20 protein-coding genes are annotated in these 19,576 nt (G+C 39.2%); 2 read left to right on the forward strand and 18 right to left on the reverse strand.

Going from position 1 to position 19,576, the window contains the following annotated elements:
• Window positions 1-5: 5 nt before the first annotated feature.
• The 11 genes from SB49_RS02750 to SB49_RS02800 all read right to left on the reverse strand — a co-directional run bounded on the left by SB49_RS02750 (window position 6) and on the right by SB49_RS02800 (window position 8,905).
• On the reverse strand, window positions 6-449 hold the full coding sequence (locus SB49_RS02750) for a VOC family protein (RefSeq protein WP_062053625.1): 444 nt from the start codon (window positions 447-449) through the stop codon (window positions 6-8).
• A 45-nt stretch (window positions 450-494) separates the two neighbouring features.
• Window positions 495-908: a GNAT family N-acetyltransferase gene (locus tag SB49_RS02755; RefSeq protein WP_062058785.1), complete on the reverse strand. Its 414-nt coding sequence runs from the start codon at window positions 906-908 to the stop codon at window positions 495-497.
• The gene (locus tag SB49_RS02760) at window positions 892-1,584 is read right to left on the reverse strand and encodes a lysoplasmalogenase (protein WP_062053627.1); all 693 of its coding nucleotides are present in this window, start codon (window positions 1,582-1,584) and stop codon (window positions 892-894) included. Before SB49_RS02760 ends, SB49_RS02755 begins: the two co-directional genes overlap by 17 nt.
• A 13-nt stretch (window positions 1,585-1,597) precedes the next feature.
• On the reverse strand, window positions 1,598-2,257 hold the full coding sequence (locus SB49_RS02765) for a hypothetical protein (protein WP_062053629.1): 660 nt from the start codon (window positions 2,255-2,257) through the stop codon (window positions 1,598-1,600).
• A 96-nt stretch (window positions 2,258-2,353) separates the two neighbouring features.
• Entirely contained in the window at window positions 2,354-2,860 is a 507-nt protein-coding gene (locus tag SB49_RS02770) for a DUF3124 domain-containing protein (RefSeq protein ID WP_062053631.1), read from the reverse strand.
• 76 nt (window positions 2,861-2,936) lie between these two features.
• The gene (locus tag SB49_RS02775; protein ID WP_062053633.1) at window positions 2,937-4,364 is read right to left on the reverse strand and encodes an amidohydrolase; all 1,428 of its coding nucleotides are present in this window, start codon (window positions 4,362-4,364) and stop codon (window positions 2,937-2,939) included.
• 13 nt (window positions 4,365-4,377) lie between these two features.
• A complete protein-coding gene (locus tag SB49_RS02780) occupies window positions 4,378-4,797 on the reverse strand; it encodes a DUF1801 domain-containing protein (RefSeq protein ID WP_062053635.1) in 420 nt (139 codons plus the stop codon).
• Between the two features lie 67 nt (window positions 4,798-4,864).
• Window positions 4,865-6,352, reverse strand: a complete 1,488-nt coding sequence (locus SB49_RS02785) for a cryptochrome/deoxyribodipyrimidine photo-lyase family protein (protein WP_062053636.1) — start codon at window positions 6,350-6,352, stop codon at window positions 4,865-4,867.
• Window positions 6,352-7,662 carry a cryptochrome/photolyase family protein gene (locus tag SB49_RS02790; RefSeq protein ID WP_062053638.1) on the reverse strand — a complete coding sequence of 437 codons (1,311 nt, stop codon included), beginning with the start codon at window positions 7,660-7,662 and terminating at the stop codon, window positions 6,352-6,354. Before SB49_RS02790 ends, SB49_RS02785 begins: the two co-directional genes overlap by 1 nt.
• Window positions 7,663-7,677: 15 nt before the next feature.
• Window positions 7,678-8,370 carry an SDR family NAD(P)-dependent oxidoreductase gene (locus SB49_RS02795; protein ID WP_062053640.1) on the reverse strand — a complete coding sequence of 231 codons (693 nt, stop codon included), beginning with the start codon at window positions 8,368-8,370 and terminating at the stop codon, window positions 7,678-7,680.
• 37 nt (window positions 8,371-8,407) lie between these two features.
• A complete protein-coding gene (locus tag SB49_RS02800; RefSeq protein WP_062053642.1) occupies window positions 8,408-8,905 on the reverse strand; it encodes an SRPBCC family protein in 498 nt (165 codons plus the stop codon).
• A 193-nt stretch (window positions 8,906-9,098) separates the two neighbouring features.
• Here SB49_RS02800 and SB49_RS02805 point away from each other — a divergent pair, with 193 nt between their 5' ends.
• Window positions 9,099-10,226 carry a hypothetical protein gene (locus SB49_RS02805; RefSeq protein WP_062053644.1) on the forward strand — a complete coding sequence of 376 codons (1,128 nt, stop codon included), beginning with the start codon at window positions 9,099-9,101 and terminating at the stop codon, window positions 10,224-10,226.
• 93 nt (window positions 10,227-10,319) lie between these two features.
• Entirely contained in the window at window positions 10,320-11,165 is an 846-nt protein-coding gene (locus SB49_RS02810) for a DUF2911 domain-containing protein (protein WP_062053646.1), read from the forward strand.
• A 37-nt stretch (window positions 11,166-11,202) separates the two neighbouring features.
• On the opposite strand, the gene SB49_RS02815 is transcribed toward SB49_RS02810, so the two are convergent.
• The 7 genes from SB49_RS02815 to SB49_RS02845 all read right to left on the reverse strand — a co-directional run bounded on the left by SB49_RS02815 (window position 11,203) and on the right by SB49_RS02845 (window position 19,574).
• Complete coding sequence (locus tag SB49_RS02815; RefSeq protein WP_062053648.1) at window positions 11,203-11,478, reverse strand: hypothetical protein; 276 nt, start codon at window positions 11,476-11,478, stop codon at window positions 11,203-11,205.
• Window positions 11,479-11,489: 11 nt separating this feature from the next.
• On the reverse strand, window positions 11,490-12,650 hold the full coding sequence (gene galK, locus SB49_RS02820; RefSeq protein ID WP_062053650.1) for a galactokinase: 1,161 nt from the start codon (window positions 12,648-12,650) through the stop codon (window positions 11,490-11,492).
• Between the two features lie 130 nt (window positions 12,651-12,780).
• The gene (locus tag SB49_RS02825; RefSeq protein ID WP_062053652.1) at window positions 12,781-13,485 is read right to left on the reverse strand and encodes an NUDIX hydrolase; all 705 of its coding nucleotides are present in this window, start codon (window positions 13,483-13,485) and stop codon (window positions 12,781-12,783) included.
• A 165-nt stretch (window positions 13,486-13,650) separates the two neighbouring features.
• Window positions 13,651-15,366 carry a sodium:solute symporter gene (locus SB49_RS02830; protein ID WP_062053654.1) on the reverse strand — a complete coding sequence of 572 codons (1,716 nt, stop codon included), beginning with the start codon at window positions 15,364-15,366 and terminating at the stop codon, window positions 13,651-13,653.
• A 105-nt stretch (window positions 15,367-15,471) separates the two neighbouring features.
• On the reverse strand, window positions 15,472-18,006 hold the full coding sequence (locus tag SB49_RS02835; protein WP_062053655.1) for a PIG-L family deacetylase: 2,535 nt from the start codon (window positions 18,004-18,006) through the stop codon (window positions 15,472-15,474).
• Window positions 18,007-18,084: 78 nt separating this feature from the next.
• Entirely contained in the window at window positions 18,085-18,627 is a 543-nt protein-coding gene (locus SB49_RS02840) for a mechanosensitive ion channel domain-containing protein (protein WP_062053657.1), read from the reverse strand.
• Entirely contained in the window at window positions 18,627-19,574 is a 948-nt protein-coding gene (locus tag SB49_RS02845; protein ID WP_062053659.1) for a hypothetical protein, read from the reverse strand. Before SB49_RS02845 ends, SB49_RS02840 begins: the two co-directional genes overlap by 1 nt.
• Between the last annotated feature and the right edge of the window lie 2 nt (window positions 19,575-19,576).

A 19,576-nucleotide genomic window follows, 5' to 3' on the forward strand; every position in this document is an offset into this window, starting at 1 on the left:
CGCTATTAATGTACAGCGTCATTAATTTCTATCCAGTAGCCTTCAGGATCTCGAAGATAGATTTGTTGCACGCCGTCGGCCCTTTGTGTAATGGTTTTCTTGCTCCCCGGCCAATCCTCGTAATCAACATTGTTTTTATTTAAGTTTTCTATAAATGCTCCCAACTTTTGTGTGGAGAGGCAAAGGTGCATGGATTTGTGTTTTTTCATGACCACAGTATCTTTTAATATCAGGTGCAGTTGGGTATTTCCTTGTACTTGGAACCAACGAAAGCCTGGATCATTGGTAGGGTGCTGTATTTCTTTTAACTGCAGAACATTGGCATAAAAATCACCAGTTTTCTTTAGATCATTGACAATTAGGGACTGATGATCAATGGCAAAACCAAAGGTCTGTGCTTTAGTGGTGATCGCAAAAAGAAATAGGATCAATACAGGAATATATTTCATGGAAACTTAAATTAAGTTGAGGATACAAGATACTTAAAAATAAGGTTATGGTAGCATTTTCTCCATGACCACATAGTTGATATTACCTTTGGAAAATGTTTGGGCTGTCTCTGTGAGCCCCATTTTATGGTAGAAACCTGTTTTCTCCTTTCTGGCATTGCACCAGATTTTTTCAACCCCTTTACTATCGGCCACTTTCAGTAAATGTTCTAACATTAGACTTCCATATCCTTTTCCTTGTTCAGAGGTTCTGGTGGCTAATTTCCGAAACTGTGCCTTATTATCTATAATGAACAGGGAAGCTACCGTAACCAATTCCTCATCACGGAATAACCCAAAATGCATTCCAAGGTGGTCTTGTGGCAATTTAATATAATCCAACGGTTTATCTGGCCACATCACAGCACGCCGTAACGGCCAGGTTGCTTGGGTAGGGATGGATTTAATTGTTGTTCCCATTTTTATCATTTAGTAATCCTGTGACAATTAGATATTGGGCCAGTGCATAGGTACCCATCACTAGAAAATTGGAGTAGGGAAGGGGTATCAAAAATTTATTGATAGCCAAAAGACTATCTGAAATTATGAAACTCAGTGCTCCTATAAAAACGAAAAGGAAACTGTTGCCCGACACTTTTATTTTTCGTCTATAAGCCATAATTACCATGATTAGTATGGCAAGAATATACAGGGCTACAGGAATTTTTATGTTGACCAAACGGGTATAAAGAAGGGTATATAATGCAACCCCGTACGCCGTTAGTAGTATGGTCATAATCCAAAAGTCCAATCTAGTTTTTGAGCTGCGCTGCAGGTAAAAGCAAAATGCGTAAAAAACATGGGCGAAAAGGAAGGAACCCAATCCCAAAATAAAGTAAAGTTCAGATATTTGGTCAAAGAGAAGGAAAATATCTCCCATTAGTGAAAACACCAAAGCCAGTAAGGTAAATCTTGCCGGCAATCGTTCCATACCGATTCTATTTTGTGAAAAATAGAATATTAGGGTCAGTAAAATCAAGGGTTTGCTGATTATCCTGAAAAAAACAAAGGAAGTGCCGGCCAAATAAATATCTACGGCCACCAATAAAAAGAATAGAATTCCAAATATGATGTGGTGAAGGGGTGGCTTGGTCATGCTTAACTTTAGTTTAATCTTCTCTATACTTTGCCATAATTTCTTTAAAAAGTTCTCCTGTGGTTGGAGGGGTATAGGAAATGGCATTGGCCCCATACTCTATTACACGTAAGATACTTTCATCATCTTTTCCACCTGTGGCCAGGATGGCCACCTGATCATCATAATCCCTGATCCGTTTTACGATTTCATGTGTTTTATCCGCACCTGATACATTAAATATGTCGATTCCGGCATCAATTCTCCCCTTGATGTCGTCTTTTTCAGAAACAATGGTAATGGTCACTGGGATATCAATTTTCTCCTTTAACCGTTTGATCAATTCATTAGGGGTGGGTTTGTTAAGGACCACGCCAAGTGCCCCTTGATATTCTGCCTGCATCGCGAGTTCCAAAGATCTCCTACCGGTTGTCAAGCCTCCTCCAACCCCGCAAAAAAGAGGTTTGTCTGCTGCCAAGATCAAAGCATGTGCAATCATAGGCTGAGGTGTAAAGGGATAAACTGCAATGATGGCGTTTGCATTGGTATTTCGTATTATGGCTACATCGGTAGAGAAAAGAAATGATTTTAAAAGCTGCCCAAAAACTCGTATGCCCGAACACTTTTCGATAGATTCGGGTACAATAACAATATTTTTTCTGAGCCTACTGCCAAAAGATGGGATGTGTTTCATAACTATTAATGGATAATAAAATGTATGATCCCTATCCACCTTGGATATTTGTATCTAATGTAACAAATATTAGAAGATAATTAGCTGATAGACCTCTTACCTTTTGATCCCATGTGTAGTGAAAGAAATTCCCTGTTGCCCTGTTGTGGAAATCATTACGGCTTCAAAAAGAGGTTCATGGGTGTTTTTTTTAACCGCCCATTCAAAGGTGAAGTTAGCACCTGTTCCACCATGCTTGTCATCTTGGTCTATTACAATATGAATGGTCTCCAGAGGCCTTATAAAAATTGGATCTTTAAAATACGTCCTGATCAATTTTCCTTTGGTATCATAATAATCGGTCCTTAGGATATATATGGAATCTTTGGAACTGATGTTGCGCATGCTGGCTGTTGCTGTTAAATTATGGGTCCCCTTTTCACTTCTATCATAGATCTCTGAATAGATAGACAAATATGTGCTTCCGTGCAAAAGACTATCCATTGGATTAAGTTTTATCTTGCGCTTTTCCCAGTTTACTGGATTCATATGGCTTACCTCCTTGGTTTCTTCACAACCAAAAGTGATCAAAACAATGAACAATAATAGGCCTATGAATCTCATATTTTCTTGTGTTATATAATCAAATAATTTTAAGTTATACTGTAAAAAGCGAGTTGCTGATTTCTTTAATGTTGTATTAGTTTTTTCCTATTGGCGGTGGTCCAGCAGGAACAATGGCCTCATAGACCTCACTGCCTTTTCTCTCCTTATACTCTGCCTTTACCTTTTCTACCAATTTAGGATTCTCAAATAGGTCAACCATGGTCATGCCCATGGCTTTGGCAGCATAGGCCATGCCCTTGTGACCAATACTCATACCACCACAGGCTACAACGGCCCATGAGTGCCATGGCGTGCCCTTAGGTGCTGTGGTCACCCCCAAATTGATGTTGGCCACATTCCAACTTACATCACCCACATCGGTAGATCCACCCCCTGGGTTTTCTCTTGTTTCTTCCAAAGGATAAATATTACTGTCCATCCCAACTTGTGATTTCCCTGTCCCTTCCTGGATTTTCTTGCCAAAAGCAGTTTCTTCCGCCGTGTAGGAAATGGGTCCCAAAAGTTCCAAATTCTTTTGCATAATTTCTCCTCCCGACCGGTTGACCAAAGTTTCATAAATACCTGATATCAAGGATATTTTATAATCCACATTTGCCATGATGGCAGCACCTTCGGCCATTTTTTGAACCCTTTCATAGACTGGCATCATCCCACTTCGTTTACTGTCGCGGACTCTTACCCATAACCTTGAGTAGTCTGGCACCACGTTAACTACCTGTCCACCATCTTGAATATGGTAATGGATGCGAACTGTAGGCTTAATATGTTCTCTGTAATAGTTGATACCATTGGTATATAGTTCCAAGGCATCGGAGGCACTACGGCCGTTCCACGGGTCCATGGAGGCATGTGCCGCTTGACCAAAAAACTCAACCTTAAAATCTACCAAGGCCAAAGAACTTTGTACATCGGCCTTGGTCTCTGCACTGGGATGCCAACTGATATTTACATCCACACCATCCCATATTCCTTCTCGGACCATCCAAATTTTCCCAAAGAACTTTTCTTCTGAGGGCGTACCCATAAATTTAATGGTCCCCTTTAGTTTTCCTTGTTCAATCAACTCCTTTGCAGCTATGGCTGATCCTAAACTTGCAGCACCAAATAAGTTGTGGCCACACCCATGTCCGGCTGCGCCTTCGTTCAGTGGATCTTTTGTCGGCTGTGCCTTTTGGGATATTCCAGGTAGCGCATCAAACTCCCCCAAGACACTAATAACAGGACTTCCACTACCGTAGGTGGCCACAAAGGCAGTGGGAATTCCAGCAACCCCACGCTCTACATTAAAGCCATTTTTTTCGGCATAGTCAGCTAATATTTTAGAGGAATGATGCTCTTCAAAAGCAGTCTCCGCCAACGCCCAAATAGAATCGCTAATCTTGATCAAAGCATCTTCATGACGTTCCACAGAGGCTATGATCGCTTTTTTGTTGCTGTTCATTTTTTGGGAGAATACCGATGACGAAGCCAGCAGTACCATTAAAAAGATGATTTTTTTCATGTTTTGGGTCTATTTATGTATTGTATTTTTTATCAAAATGTGCAAAGGAAGTAGAAATCAGTTCAGATAGAATATCCATGTCAATATCTGATAATTTTTTAATATATAGGCATGATTTTCCTGTTTTATGCGGCCCCAGTTTCTTCAATAGTTCTTGGTGCCCATCAAATCCATCCAATATATAAAGGGTGAGGTTTTGCTTCCTTGGTGAAAAGCCAGTGATCAGCATATCGCCTTCTCGGCCCGAATCGTATTTGTAATGATAGCTGCCAAACCCCACGATACTGTTTCCCCACATAACAGCAGGCTTTCCAGTGATCTCTTTCATTTTTTCAAGTATTACAAAACAATCTTTTCTCCTCGTTTCATTATCAACCGTATTTAAAAATTCGGTAACCGAAGCATTGGTGGGTATTGTTTTATTTTCAGACATAGGACTATCCTTTCCTAAATATAGCAATATTGATGGAATCTGAAAAATAGTAAGGTAGGAGTAGTTGTTAGAATTCTATGGCTCCTTGGTTATCCCAAACGGGTCTTCCAGGCAAAGTGTGTTTTTTTAGGATTCTTTTTCCTTCCAGTTTTACCTGAACGGAATTTTTAAACTCCCAAAGCGAGTCGCTGGCATATTTTCTTGCTTTTTGTAAATCCACCACGGGTTTGGGATAGTCTTTTCCAAGTTCAAAGTTTAAAAATTGTTGTTCCATAGGAGGAATATTCCAGGGCTCATGAAGATATTGCTTTGGAAGGTTGGCAAGTTCCGGTACCCATTTTTTTATAAAAGTTCCCTCCGGGTCGTGGTCTATTCCATTTTTCACCGGGTTATAGATCCTGATCGTATTAATTCCTGTTTCCCCGGCCTGCATATTTAGCTGAGGGAAATGTATTCCGGGCTCAAAATCTAAAAAGTGTTGTGCCAAATGTTCCGTGCAATCTTGCCAAGGTTGCCACAAGAGGTGCGTAAAAAATGACGCTAGTAGAGCTCGGAGTCGAAAGTTGACAAATCCTGTCTGTATCAAACAGCGCATGGCTGCATCTACCATGGGTACGCCTGTTTGCCCTTCTCTCCATGCTTTTTGTAAATCTGGTCGAATTGGTTTTACCAATTGGTGATATCCAGCATTAATACTCACAAATTCCATGCGCCCCTCCATCTCAAATTTTTGGATGAAGTGTGCTTGCCATCGTAGGCGGGATAAAAAAGCATTTAATGTTCTTTTATCCCTTATAGACGCTTTATGGTTCGCAGCAAATTGACAAATTTGGCGCACCGACAGATTGCCCCATGCCAAATAAGGAGAAAGTCTACTGCTGTGTTTTCTTGAGGAGTAGGGCTTTGAGTAATGGACGTTATACCCCTCTATGCGCTGATCTATAAAGGAACGCAAATATTTAACACCTTGTTTAGTGCCTCCTTTTTGAATTAATGGATTGGTGGCAGGTTTAAGTTTGGGAATTTGAAAAAGTGGATGAAAAATAGATCTGAGTTCTTCTGTGGTGTAGAATTCCCCTAGATCCAATCTCGGGTTTTCAATTTTTTGGTTCATAAAACTCACCCAACTCTTTCGCCAGTCTGTACGATTTTTACGACCTCTCAGGACGCCGTTTTGAATGCTTTCCTTCCATAGGACCTTTTGTGCAATACACCACTGGGTGACTTGTTTATCTCGCTCATAGGTCATTTGCATTCCCGATTCTTGATGCGAAAAGATATGGGTAATTTTTTCTTTGCCATGCAATGCCCTCAAAACTTCAGGAATATTTTGGGAAACTATAAGCATTTGGGTATTGAATGTCCCCAATTGATTGTTCATGTCCAATAGACTTTGTTTTATAAAGTCCATGTGCATTTCACTATAATGAGGGTCTTTGGTCCAAAGTGGCTCAAAGCTATATAGCAATACTATTTTTTGGTTCTGTGCAATGGCATTTGAAAGAGGCTCATGATCCATTAACCTCAGGTCTCTTTTAAACCAAACAATAACCATTACGCTAGTGCCTCCTTATAAGTACTTAAACACCTTTCTCTGGCCTCCTTGTGATCAACCATCATCTCGGGATAGGAACTTTTCTCTAATTCTGGTACCCATTTAAGGATGTATTTCTTTTGTTTGTCGAACTTGTCTATTTGGGTCATGGGATTAAAGATTCTAAAATACGGAGCGGCATCTACCCCACTGCCCGCGGCCCACTGCCAATTCCCCACATTACTACTCATTTCGTAATCCATTAATTTTTCAGCAAAATACGCCTCTCCCCAACGCCAATCTATTAATAAATGTTTGCACAAAAAACTGGCCACCAACATTCGAACCCTATTGTGCATATAACCAGTTGCGTTCAGTTCCCTCATCCCAGCATCTACAAGGGCATATCCGGTTTGTCCGTTTTTCCATTTTTCAAATTCTTCCTCGTTGTTTCTCCAAGGAATCCGGTCGTATTTAGATTTAAATGCATCTGTGACCGTATGTGGAAAATGCCAGAGGATTTGCATAAAAAATTCACGCCATATCAATTCACTCCAAAAAACCTCGTTTTTTTCTGCTATGGCCTTTTTCATTATTTTACGGATGGAAACTGTTCCAAAGCGTAAGTGTGGACCTAATCTTGAGGTGCCATTTTCGACGGCAGGATAGTTACGGGTATCCTCATAGTTCGCAATTAAGGTAGGTGTTACATCGTAGTCATGAACCTTAATGTCCGATGTTTTAAATCCTATATCCGATAGGGATAAGTTAGGGAGCCTGCTGTGCTGTACAAGGTTATTGAGATACTGGCTTGTGTAATGAATGTTCAGGTGCTCTTTTTGCGAAAAACCCTCTTTCCATTTATTTTTAAACGGGGTATAGACTACATAAGGGTCCCCATCATCTTTGACGACCTCATTTTTTTCAAAAATAACCTGGTCTTTAAATGTATGGAAAGGAATATCCTCTGCTTCCAAAAGTTTTTCAATAGCCGTATCCCTTTCCCTGGCATAGGGCTCATAGTCCCGATTGGTATATACAGCTGCAATTTCATGATCTTTAAGTAAATTTTTAAAGACTTCAACTGGGGTTCCATTATAGATGGCGATAGAGCTCCCATGATTATCTTGAAGCTCAGACCGCATTTGTTGCAAAGTTTCATGAATGAAGGTCACTCGAGGATCATTCTCAGGTAGTTTTTCTAAAATTTCACTATCGAATATGAAAATAGGCATCACAGGGTGGTCTCCCTTGAGGGCGGCCAAAAAGCCCACATTGTCATCTAATCGCAAATCTCGCCTAAACCAAAAAATTGATACCTTATTATTCATGCACAAACTTTCTTTCTAATTAACGTTCAATGTGGAGAGTCCGCCATCCACACCAATGATTTGTCCGGTCATCCAACTGCTATCATCGCTCAATAAGAATACTGCAATATTGGCGATATCCTCAGGAGTTCCTACTCTTTTAAGTGGATGTCTTTCCGCCATCGCCTCTCTTTTCTTATCGTTGTTCAATAATCTGGAAGACAATGGAGTATCTACCAAAGATGGAGCTACAACGTTTACACGTAATTTTGGTGCATACTCCGCCGCAAGGGATTTTGCAAAACCTTCTATGGCGCCTTTAGATGCAGAAACACTTGTGTGGAAGGGCATACCACTGGTTACGGCAACAGTACTGAAGAATACCATACTGGCGTTTTCGGTCATTTTTGGCATAAGTGATTTAAGCACTCTGACAAGACTGAAAAAGTTCAAATGCATATCTTGCTCGAAGGTATCAAGACCCATCATTTTAAAAGGTTTTAAATTGATACTTCCTGGGCAGAAGACAAAACCGTGGATCTCATCTGGAAACTGACCAGCATCCAATTCATCTTTTGTGGCATCGAAAGGAATGTGTTTTACATCCAAGCTCTCTAAACCTTCATTATTCCTAGAGGCTATGATTATATTATTATCGGAAGCTAGCTGCGTAACAATAGCATGACCAATTCCGTGGGTACCTCCTATTAAAACTATGTTTTTTTTCATCTGTATAAATTTAATATTTGTATTATTAATGTGATTCTTAAAACGAATTAAATGTTAACTCATTTGGCACATTTTCCATGGTGCCGAAAAGACTGGTTAATTTTTCCTCCCTGAATTTAAATATTTCTTTCAATTGCTTTTTTACAATGATGGGTTGTGCCAATTGTCCAAATATTCCGAAGGGTAACTTATAGTCAATTATATCTTCCATAATAACACCACCTTCTATCTCCTTTATAAAATGTTTATGGTGCCATAGCGCATATGGTCCGAACAATTGGACATCCACAAAATAATGACCATGTTCAACTTGTGTTATTTCAGAAACCCATTTGGTGGTAAACCCAGGAAATGGAGTAACTTTATATTGTATGATCTGCCCCGGGAACATAGGTTTGTCATCTCCAGATAGTATATGGAAACCCATGTGTTCAGGGGTGATGGTCTTAAGATTTTTGGGCTGGGATAAGAAGTCCCATGCCTCTTGTTGAGAAATAGGCAACGCTTGTTTTGATCGTAATTGGTACAACTTCATTATTTAGGTTTGCCCAAAGATAGGTCTATTATTGTTTAGATAATAATTAAAAAAGTTAAACAAAATTAAAATATTAGGAGGTTGTGCATCCAAAGAATCAACTGGTCTTAAGGTCATCGATGTATTGGGTAAGGACATCTTATTTATTTAATTTGAACCTCTAATTTTGTACATTTCCACAAGCGTACGAGTTATGAAAACAACTATTTTAAACATTTGCTTGGTTTTATTTGTGGCTGTGGGCCTTGCACAGGAAAATGTCAGGGAATTGGGGTTCCTTCCTGAAGCCATTTTTGAGACTTCTGGACTAATATTTTACAATAATAAAATTGTCACTCATAATGATTCCGGTAATACAGCCCAGCTTTTCGAACTGGATACCATTTCTTTACAGATTACACGAACCATCACTATTTCCAATGCCGTAAATATAGATTGGGAAGATATATCCCAAGATGATACCTATATCTATGTTGGTGATATTGGAAACAACAATGGAAGTAGACGGGATTTGGTAGTGTACAGGATACTAAAAACAGACTATGATACATTGGATTCAGTTGAGGCGGAAAAAATAGAATTTTCCTATGTAGACCAAACCGACTTTACCCAGAGCACCAATAGCGACTGGGATGCAGAAGCCCTTTTTGTTTTGAATGATCAACTCGTTATTCTGACCAAACAGTGGCAGAGCAACGGAACTGTAGCCTATGGAATTCCTAAAATCCCAGGAACTTATACAGCCTCAAATATTGGAGCATATGCAGTTAACGGCTTAGTAACGGGAGCAAGTTTTAATCCAGACACCCAAGTCCTATATTTAATTGGCTACTCCAAATTTTTATTGCCCTTTATTGTACGTGCAATTAATTTAGAAGCAAATAGCATATTTTCAGGAACCGTGGAGAAGAACGAATTGAACCTTGGATTCTTGCAGGCAGAAGGAATTACCTTCATAAATGAGAACCACTATCTTCTTTCGTCTGAAAAGTTCACCAATAACAGTCCCATGATAACTTCGGAATCAAGGCTTTTTTCATTTGATACATCAGATGAATTAATAGAGGAACCTTTGCCGATAGAAAATAAGCAGGGGCTACTTATATTTAAGCGTTTTGGGGCAAGGGAGCTGGAATACGAGATTCAAGGCGAAATTTTTGGAAGGGCTATTTTTGACACCAACGGCCGACGTATAAAATATATTTTGGGTAAGGACATCAGGGAAAACACCGTCAACCTGGCAAGCTTACATTCAGCAATTTACTACCTTACATTTTATACGGACAAAGGGATAATTTCAGCGCCTTTTTGGATGAATTAATCGTAAGTTTCATTCCCATTATTTAAGGAATTCTTAACAAATCTACTGTGACATTACTTGTAGTTTTGTAGAAACGTATAAATCGTAAATCAAATGAAAAAAATAGTACTATTAGTATTAGCTTTTGTTGCCACCTATTCGGTACAGGCACAAATTGAAACTCCAGCTCCAAGTCCGGCCGCAAAAGTATGGCAGACTGTAGGCTTGACCGATGTTACTTTAGAATATTCAAGGCCATCCATGAGGGGTAGGACTGTTTTTGGGGATTTGGTACCTTATGATATGCTTTGGCGCACGGGAGCTAATGCCCGAACAAAAATTACATTTAGTACCGATGTAATGGTAGACGGACAAGCTCTGAAAGCAGGGACCTATGCAATCTTTACGAAGCCAGGAGCTTCTTCTTGGGAGGTATTTTTCTATACTGATTCACAAGGTGGTGGAACTCCTGCAGAATGGGATGAATCTAAAGTGGCCGCAAAAACTACAGTTGAGGTCAATAAAATGGAAATGCCGATAGAGACTTTTACAATGACATTTGATGACCTGACCAGCAATTCTGCTGTTTTGGGTATCCTTTGGGAAACTTCCTATGTTGGGGTTAAATTTGACGTGCCAACAGATGCAATGGTAATGAAGGACATAGAAAAAACTATGGCAGGTCCAGATGCTGGTGATTATTATGCTGCAGCTGTATATTATTATAGTGAAGGGAAAGATATCGCAAAGGCAAAAGCTTGGATGGATATGGCAATGGCCATGACCGCTAAACCCGCATTCTGGCAATTGAGACAGCAATCTTTAATTTACGCAAAAGCAGGAGATAAAAAGGGAGCCATAGAAGCTGCTAAGAAATCTTTGGCCGGTGCTGAGGCTGCCGGAAACGCAGATTATATTAAAATGAATAAGGATTCATTAAAAGAGTGGGGCGCTAAGTAAGCAAACACCTTATAAGATTATAAAAAACCCAACAGTCCTACTGTTGGGTTTTTTTGTGGCTATCTAATAAAAGGGTGTATAAATAATTGGCAAGGACGAAGATATTTTTGTAATCAGGATTCACTTCTCCGTTGATCCTTATATTCTTAGCACATAAATAACAATTGGGATCGTGGGCAATTTTTTCCTTTTCAGAAGTAACCTCTTTTTTGCCCTGCCAAGTTCTGTTGGTCCTGTGGGGGGACACCAAAACCCATTCTCCTGTAAGTATATTGTAACGTTTATGTGGTGTAGCGTTAAAGTTTTCGGTCATTATTTTATTTTTTAAGAAGATAACAATTGAACACTATTGCCAATTTCCAAATGGTTATAGATGGCGTCAATTCCTGTTTCGGCCTTATAGGCATCTATTATACCTTTGACAGCACTTTCTTCAAATTCATCTTTGATAAGATTGATGGTACATCCACCAAAACCTCCACCCATCATTCTAGATCCGAGTACTCCCTCCTGTTTTTGGCCAATTTCTACCAAGAAATCTAATTCTTTGGTGCTCACTTCATATTCTGTGGATAAAGACCTATGGCCCGCCAGTAGAATGGACCCCACTTGTGCCGCATCCCCCTCTTTAAGGGCTTCGATCATTTTTAATACACGTTTATTCTCTTGGATGACATGACCTGCCCTTCTGAAATCTGTCTTAGAAACATGATTTTTAATCTCCTTCAAATCTTCCATGGAGACTCCTCTTAATGAGGTGATTTCCTCATGGGACTCCTTCAGTTTTTGAACTACTTTTTCACATGACCTTCTACGGAGGTTATATTCAGAATCTACGGCCAATTGATGTTTAATATTGGAGTTGATCAAAATCCAGCTATATCCATTTAAATTGATTGGGGTATAGGAATGACTCAAATCTTTACAATCCAAGAAGAGCGCGTTGGATTTTTTGCCAAAAAGCACCGCGTATTGGTCCATTAATCCACAGTTCAAACCTATTTTATGTTCAGCTGCTTGAGCAATCAGGGCTATTTCTTCTCTAGGAATTTTAAGATCCAAAGCCGCTGAAGCCGCATAAGTAAAACCACAGCAAAGGGCAGCGGAAGAGGATAGGCCAAATCCTATAGGAATATCTCCCCCAAATACACAATCCATACCTTGTATCGGATAGTTCTTTTTCACCAGTATTTGTAAAATCGCCTCAAAATATTTCCCCCAAAAAGACTCAAAATTACCGTCAGCACCATCAATTGGGAGGGTTATTTTTTCTGGTTCGCTTAAAAAAGCTTCAATTTGGAGGTACTGGGAATTGTTCTTTTGAATGGTAAAGTAAATCGACTTTTCAATGCAGGCAGGTAATACATAACCGAGGTTGTAATCGGTATGTTCCCCAATAATATTGACCCGTCCCGGAGATTTTATGATATAGGGATCATTGCCATAATGTTTTTTAAAATAAGCTACTACCTTGTTTTGAGTCATCTTCAATAGCAATTAATAAGATCTTTCCTATTTGAAGCCAGTTTATAAAAGGTTCTTGATCTGTTTAATATGTTTAACCTATTACGGCTCTCATTTTTTGCTTCGTAATTAACAGCACAACTACTCTTAGTTAATAAATCTCAAAATTATACCCTTTTGCGATTAGGGTATCGAATTTTTCCTTGTTGAAACAGTAAAGGAAGGCTCCCTTTTTTGAACCTGTTTTATCTTTTTTTGAAGTCTTGTTGAGTATGTCCAGCGATAATATCTTTTTTCTGAAGTTTCTTGGGTCCAGCTCCCGTTGGTAAATACTTTCATAAAGTGTCTGAAGCTCGGGGATGGTAAAATATTCAGGAAGCAGATTGAATCCTATGGGCTGATGACGGGCTTTATTCTTCAGTTTTACAATGGCATCTTGTACCATTTGGCGATGGTCCAGGATCAATTCTGGTATTTCATCCAAATTGAACCACCTGGCATCAAACTTTTCCACATGTTCCAATTCAAAGTCGTTTAATCGGATCAAACTGTAATGTGCAATAGATATAACACGTTCCCCTGGATCTCTATCGACATTTCCATATGTCCTAAGTTCCTCTAGATAAACATCTTCCAAACCGGTACATTCAAATAAAATTTGTTTTGCTCCGTCCAGTATAGAACTGTCATTTTTTATAAAGGCACCTATCAAAGACCATGTTCCTCTTAAAGGTTCTACCTTTCTTCTAAAAAGGAGCAGTTTTAAATTCTTGGAATCGAAGCCAAAAATGATGCAATCTACTGCAACAAGTATTTTTTGTTCAACTCTATATTGGTGGGTGGCATTGATTAGCATAATTTACTTTAAAAGAGGTTATCCTCGGATTTATTTAATTCCATTCCAATAATCAAATGTACGGAATACAGTTAATAAACCGGTATTTTGTCCAAAGCCTGCGTCGTAGGAGACTAGAATTAGCGATTGCCAATTAAGTTAATTTCAGCAATTTTCTTTGTGAAATTATAGATCTTCGGGCTTTATGGGAGGATTCTTCAGTAATCTATCAAAACCTTCTAAGATAAAGGCCAGGGTTATGACCAAACCACAGCCAAAGGCATTGAGCCATAAGTAGGACATCCAATCGTATTTATATCCAATAATCACGATCACTTGTGTGATTATGGCAGCAACAAATACCCCATTCCCTTTGATATATTTCAAAAAGAAGGCTATTAAGAAAATCCCTAGGACATTTCCATAAAATATAGATCCTATGATATTTACCAATTGAATCAGATTATCAAATAAATTAGCTGCACAGGCAATGATTATGGCTACGATACCCCATAATAGGGTAAATAACTTGGAAATCTTTACGTAGTGCTCGTCCGTAAGGCCCGATATCCTATAGCGCTTGTAGAGATCCAAGGCGGTTATGGTGCCCAAGGCGTTTAGTTCAGAGGCTGTGGAGGACATGGCTGCAGATAAAATCACTGCCAGCAAAAGTCCAACCAATCCTTTTGGCAGGTAATTGAGGATAAAATGGATAAATACATAGTCCTTATCATTGGTCTCAATATTGTTATCTGCTTTTTGGATCATAGCTTTGGCCGCGTCCCTATTATATCTTTCTTTTTTATTTATGGAAATAATATCCTGTTTAGCTTCTTCTGTGGCATCATATTCCTTGAGGTCCAAGGCCGCAGAATATCTGTTTTGCGCCATTTTCTTTTCTACTTCCAATTCCAAATGCCCTTCCTCCAATATCTTGTAGTCATTGGCCAAAGGAGATTGCATTACCGCATTGGTTGCAGCCGGATTGAAGTTTAATGGAGAGGAATTAAATTGGTAGAAAACGAAGACCATAACGCCCACCAAAAGGATAAAAAATTGCATGGGTATTTTCAAGATGCCATTAAAGATTAATCCTAATTGACTTTCCCTTACAGATTTACCTGACAAATAACGTTGAACCTGACTCTGGTCTGTACCAAAATACGCCAAGGCCAAGAACAATCCACCAGTAATACCACTCCAAAAAGTATATCTGGTATCTGTATTAAAGTCAAAATTCAGAATATCCAATTTATTGCTGGCTCCGGCAATCTTTAGTGCTTTGCTGAAGTTAATATCGTTGGGAAGATAGCCCAGGATAAAAAAGAAGGCCACGAACATTCCGGCCATAATTATGAACATTTGTTGCTTCTGGGTAACGCTAACAGCTTTAGTGCCCCCGGAAACAGTGTAGATAATCACAAGGATTCCTATGATGATATTCAAAGTCCACAAATCCCATCCGAGAACGGCAGACAATATAATGGAAGGGGCATAAATGGTAATTCCTGCAGATAATCCCCGTTGTATGAGAAATAGAAAAGCGGTAAGGGTACGTGTTTTTAAATCGAATCGGTTTTCCAATAGTTCATAGGCAGTATATACTTTTAATCTATGATAAATAGGAATAAAGACAATACAGATAATAATCATGGCCAAAGGCAGGCCAAAATAAAACTGAACAAATCCCATGCCATCGTGGAACGCCTGTCCCGGTGTGGATAAGAAAGTAATGGCGCTTGCTTGAGTGGCCATTACCGAAAGACCAATGGTCCACCATTTGGCCTCACTGCCTCCTAAGACATAGTCGTTGACGTTTTTGCTTCCCCGTGTTTTCCAAACACCATAGCCTACAATAAATAATAATGTACCTACTAGTATACTCCAATCTAATACTCCCATATTACTTATTAAGTGTCATTATGAAGTAAAAAATAAGAATGTAGATTACATTTAATATGATTACAGCGGTATATTCTTTCTTCCAATCAAATTTGTCTTGCATGGCTAGTTTTTAAGCGAATTTTCTGGATTGTTATTTTCTTTGCCTAAAGATAGCATATTTGCAAATAGTTTATAGGCCCCGGCAACACCTTCCGGTAATTCCCTAAAGAAACTCAATCCTGTGTAAATATAATAGCCTTTTCCATAAGGAGCCACCAATAAACTGCCATTGGTTGGTGAATCCCCTTTATCTTGCATTGAAAGTATCGGAGTAAATTCCTTGCCCCATTTATTGGGAAAGTATAAACCTCGTTCTTGTACCCATCCGTCAAAGTCAGCTATGTCTATTTTATTTGGAAAATTTACTATGGGATGTTCATTTGCCAAAATGTTCACAGGAGAATTTTCATCAGTAACCCGATCTCTGGAAACGTTAAGAGGGTAGGGGGCAAGATTGGGAAAATTCAAGCCATTTCTTCCCGAGGTGTTGTATTGTACAATTAAATTTCCGCCATCTTTTACATAGTCCAACAAATATTTTTGCTTAAACCTCAAGGCATCCACAACGTTATAGGCTCTTATTCCAACTACAATAGCATCGTATTTTGATAATGTTCCTTCTTGGATACTATTGAGGTCTATAGGAATGACCTTATACCCAATTTGCTCCAAACTCTTTGGGACATCATCTCCTGCCCCCATGATATACCCAATATTTTCACCCTCTTTCTGAATATTTAACCGGACAACCTTTACAGAAGCAGGTAAGAGCACAGATTGTTTTGGTATATGGTCATAATTGATGACCACCAGCTCTTGGGAATACACTTTTTCGTTTACAGTAACCCTGGGGGTAATTTCTCCTTCACTTTCTTTATTAGGTGGGGTTACTTTAAAGTAAACGGTGCTTTCATCTCCTTTTTGAGCAATATTAAAATTGATCTCTGTAGGGGTCACCTTCCAGTTTTTAGGAACCTCCAAGGAAATATTGCCACCAATATTGTCTTTGCCCGCCCTAATATGAACAGGTAATTCTTTGGTTTCCGAATCCGAGAATATGATAACCTTGTCATTGATGCGGGTCGTAATTTGCGGTAATACCTCAAATGGCTCATAAAGTTCCCCTTTATCGGGTTTTGAATAATGGTGAACCACAGGACTGTTTAACGCGATGGGTGTGCCATCAATTTCCAGATTGAAGGACACCGTAAAAGGAATTGGGGTTTCGGCTTTACCAATTAGTCTTTGATTATCCACGGCATACATTCCCAGGCTTCCTTTTTTGGTGAGCCAATAGGGACTGGTATAATCCGTGTTTTCGGGGATTTTAAAATCTATTTTGAAATTCTCTTTTATGTTGGTTTTTAGAGGCAGATTAGGGGAAAGGGCAACAGGAGCGCCAGAGATTTTGATACTGTTCAACTGAAGATTGGCCGTACTCCTTTTCAATACTTCAATATCAATAGTGATGGTACTGCCTGGAACGGCATCCGTCTCCTCAGAGGAAGCCTCTAAATATAATCCCGCTACTGCGGTAATAATTCCTTCTAATTCTTTTGTTTTGATTGATCTCCAATGCTCATCTGAAATATTTTGCAGGAGCTTATAGGCCTCCATCAAGTTAGGCAAATGAACAGATGGATCCTTGAAGCTGAAGTTGTTTTCAACCTCATATAGAAGTTCTCCAATGGCTTTGCCGCCTTTTACTCTGGACCAAGAGGTGTCAATACCATCAAAAATATTGTTCTTGTCCGAGGGCAGGTCTCCTTTCAGAAGTTCTATATATTCTTCTTCACTACCTCTGGTTGAAATTCTTCCGAAGCCTTGACATAAGTGCTGGCTGCTGGCCATGGATGCAATCTCGTTATTGGAAAGCCCCATTAAGGGGTAATAAACCCCCACATCCAATGAAAGCATATTGGATTTATCCGCATTTTTGAAATTCTCTTCACTGCCATAAAACCACCAACTGGTGTTGAAGAACAACCGCTTGGGTTGCCATGTCTCTGTAAGGGTTAATTGAGAAGGATAGGCGTTTTTATCATTTACAAGGTCAAACGCTTCTACACTCAACATGGCAGAAGAGGTATGATGTCCGTGCGTAGAACCTGGTGATCTATGGTTAAATCGGTTGATGATCACATCGGGTTTTAAATTTCGAATGGTCCAAACAACATCGCCTAAAACAGCTTCTTTATTCCATATTTCCAAGGTTTCGTCCGGGTGTTTGGAATATCCAAAATCGTTGGCTCTTGTAAAAAACTGTTCGCCCCCATCAATCCTGCGTGCAGCCAATAGTTCCTCTGTTCTCAGAACCCCAAGAAGTTCCCTTAATTCTGTTCCTATAAGATTTTGCCCACCATCTCCGCGTGTTAGGGATAAATAAGCGGTCCTGGCTTTTACCTCATTGGAAAGGTATGAAATTAGCCTTGTATTTTCATCATCGGGATGTGCGGCAATATAAAGGGCTGTGCCCAAAAAGTTCAATTTTTGAACGGAGTGGTAGATATCGGAAGTTGTACTTTTCTTTGGCAGTTGGGCAAGGATCAGATTCGAGGAAAACAGTATCCCTAAACAAAATACCAGAAAGTGGCGCATGATGTTGATTTTTAGTTGGCTTTCAAATATAGAAAGATTAACAACTAACCAGTAACTTTTAGAAATTCTTTAACATGACTAAAGGATGCCAGTTCCATCTTCATCCAAATGGACCTGCTTTTCAATAAGCACAACTCCTTTTTGTAATAATAAATTGTTGGGGTAGGTAAGCTGTTCCCCATGATCGTTGATCATATGAAAATAAAATGCCTTAATATCTATAATTACCGCTTCATCCGGAACCTCTTTGTCCAAAATCCGTATCCTGTCTCCTATCTTAAATGGAAACGAGAAAAACAAAATAACTCCGGCTGTAATATTGCTCAAGATGGACCAGTTAGCAAAAAGGGCGACCCCTAAAATTGCAAAAACTGAAGAAAATACCAACCCTAGTTCCTTAACATTTACCCCCCACACAAAAATAAGCACACCAATCAATAAAATGGTATGTCCAACAGAAACATATTTTATGATTAGCCTTGTACGGGCTTCATGGATATCCCTTAATTTCCCAACCTTCCGGATGGCCTTGATGCTTGTAAATCTAGAGATCAACAAAATTAAGATACAAACGATAGTACCTATTAATTCTTTTTGATATTCAATAATTATTTCCTCCATTACCTTAAACCTAAACTGTCACGCAAAAGTAGGTCACTGTTGTGATTTTCTTGCCAATAAGGAGTATTTATTGTTTTAATTTTTGAAGCTCTGGTCGTAAGCAGCTTAGCCCCGTCACCAAACCCGCTTGGGGCTCTTTCAGACCAATTTTCTATGGTGTATGGGAATTTGGCACTGAAATTTATGGACAAAGTTCTCTCTAGTGCTGGGTATGATATGGTATAATTGGTCAATGCCCCATTATTGGTAAGACTTGCAGTAGCCTCATATGCCTTGAATTCTTTATGGTGTAGTCTCGTATATTCCATGGAAGGTATAATCTGAATTGAACCCGTAGGTAAATTCCCCGGATCAATACGGATTTTGTTCCAAAGTTCATCCTCCAAAAGGTCCTTGGTCAATTTAAACTCTTGATCTGCCTCACTTTCAAAATAGGAGTGCGATACTACTTCAAAATTTTCTCTATTGTTCAATTGTGCGTATACGTGCCCACACCATTCCTGCACACTATTGGAAATTTTAAGGGCATGGGAATTATCATGGACCGGAAAAAAGCTACTGGTCATGATAGAGTAGGGGTAAATTCCGGTGAGGAAATTTTTGGTCGTATTTAGTTTTAGGACGGGAATGTTGCTTGCATTGCTCTGATCTGCCTTTACTTGCTTGTCAGCTAAAAAAGGTTCGGTCACATATATTAATACTGCTGACCCTTCCCTAATCTCACCGTACCTGGCCTGCTCCAGTTTATAAGAACTAATTTCCGCCGTACCTGCATACCAATAATCTTTAAAGGCCACAGATAATTCTTTTTTAGGAACTTGGGTTTTTTGGTTGTCCTTTACTGATGTTTGGGTGTTTTCTTTATTGGTTACCTTTCTACAAGAACTGAAGGAAAGGGTTGTCAAAGCCAATAAAACAAATATTTTAAAATTGAAAGGTAATTTCATTT

Source organism: Sediminicola sp. YIK13 (assembly GCF_001430825.1).
In the GTDB taxonomy this organism is placed as follows: Bacteria; Bacteroidota; Bacteroidia; order Flavobacteriales; family Flavobacteriaceae; genus Sediminicola.